Source organism: Streptomyces niphimycinicus, assembly GCF_018883605.1.
Lineage (GTDB): Bacteria > Actinomycetota > Actinomycetes > Streptomycetales > Streptomycetaceae > Streptomyces > Streptomyces niphimycinicus.
This window is the reverse complement of the sequence record NZ_JAHLEM010000859.1, coordinates 1-1,470: the sequence shown is the minus strand read 5'-3', so window position 1 is coordinate 1,470 and position 1,470 is coordinate 1. Positions and strand designations below refer to the sequence as shown.

2 protein-coding genes are annotated in these 1,470 nt (G+C 71.5%); one reads left to right on the top strand and one right to left on the bottom strand.

The features are described 5' to 3' along the window. The first annotated feature begins 37 nt into the window (after window positions 1-37). Complete coding sequence (locus tag KN815_RS44280) at window positions 38-1,087, top strand: 3-dehydroquinate synthase family protein (protein ID WP_216347413.1); 1,050 nt, start codon at window positions 38-40, stop codon at window positions 1,085-1,087. 39 nt (window positions 1,088-1,126) lie between these two features. Here KN815_RS44280 and KN815_RS44275 read toward each other — a convergent pair. After that, window positions 1,127-1,470: ROK family protein (locus KN815_RS44275; protein WP_216347411.1), on the bottom strand; the 344-nt coding region annotated here is incomplete at its 5' end.

Sequence of the window (1,470 nt, the reverse complement as noted above, 5' to 3'; positions counted from 1 at the left end):
AATTCCCAGTCATCGCCCATGGAGGGACGGACAGCGCATGACGGCGTCGGCTCATCCGCACACCCGCGTCATGGTGGAACTCGGCGACCGTTCCTATCCCGTGGACATCGGGCCGGGTGTCCGGCATGCGCTGTCGGGGATCATCGCGGGGCTCGGTGCTCAGCGGGTGGCGATGGTCTCCGCCCGGCCGGACGACTGGCTGCCGGATCCGGGCGTGCCGTCGGTGGTGTTGCGGGCCCGCGATGGGGAGGCGGACAAGTCGCTGGCCACGGTGGAGGAGCTGTGCCGGGAGTTCGTCCGCTTCGGGCTGACCCGGTCTGATGCGGTCGTCTCCTGCGGTGGCGGGACCACCACCGATGTCGTGGGTCTGGCGGCGGCGTTGTATCACCGGGGTGTGCCCGTGGTGCATCTGCCGACCTCGCTGCTGGCCCAGGTGGACGCCAGCGTGGGCGGGAAGACGGCGGTGAATCTCCCCGAGGGGAAGAATCTGGTGGGTGCATTCTGGCAGCCGTCCGCCGTGCTGTGCGACACCGACTATCTTCAGACGCTGCCCGCGACGGAAATACTCAATGGATACGGGGAGATCGCCCGCTGCCACTTCATCGGCGCCGGTGATCTGCGCGGGCTGCCGCCGGCGGAGCAGATCGCGGCGAGCGTGGCCCTGAAGGCGTCGGTGGTCTCCGCGGATGAGCGGGACTCCGGGCTGCGTCATGTGCTCAATTACGGCCACACGTTGGGCCATGCCCTGGAAATCGTGACCGATTTCCGGCTGCGGCATGGTGAGGGGGTGGCGATCGGCACGGTTTTCGCCGGGCGTCTGGCGCTCGCCCTGGGCCGGATCGACGAGGCGCGGGCGGCCGAGCATCTGGAGGTGGTGCGGGGTTACGGGCTGCCGTTCGCCCTGCCCGCAGATGCCGATCCGGGCCGTCTGATCGAGGTGATGCGGCTGGACAAGAAGGCGACGGACGGGCTCACCTTCGTCCTGGACGGTCCCGGCGGTCCCGAGCTGGTCTCGGGCCTCGCGGAGGAGACGGTCGCCACGGCGCTGGCCGGGATGGACCGGGCCGACCCGTACAACCGCCTTTGAAAGCCGACCCGTACGACCGCCCGTAGAACCGGACGCGGCTCAGTCCGGCAGCCCTCTGGCCAGCAGAACGGCGCCGTGCAGCGAGGACAGGCCGCCCAGTCGCGCGGGCCGGACCGGTGGCAGCGGATGCCCCGGGCGTCCCAGCGCGGCCGTCCGCTCGGCCACCATCGCCACGAGCTCCGGCATCGCCGCGGCGAACCCTCCGCCGATCAACACGAGCGCGGGACGGACCAGTTCGCATACGCCGGTCACGGCAGCGGCCAGGGCCCTGCCGCTCTCCCGCAGCGACGCCACGGCCCATGGCTTCCCGTCGGCCACGCCCTGCCGCAGCGCGGCGAAGGTCACCTCCTCGCCCCGCCGCCGCGCCGCCCGGCGCAGGGTCG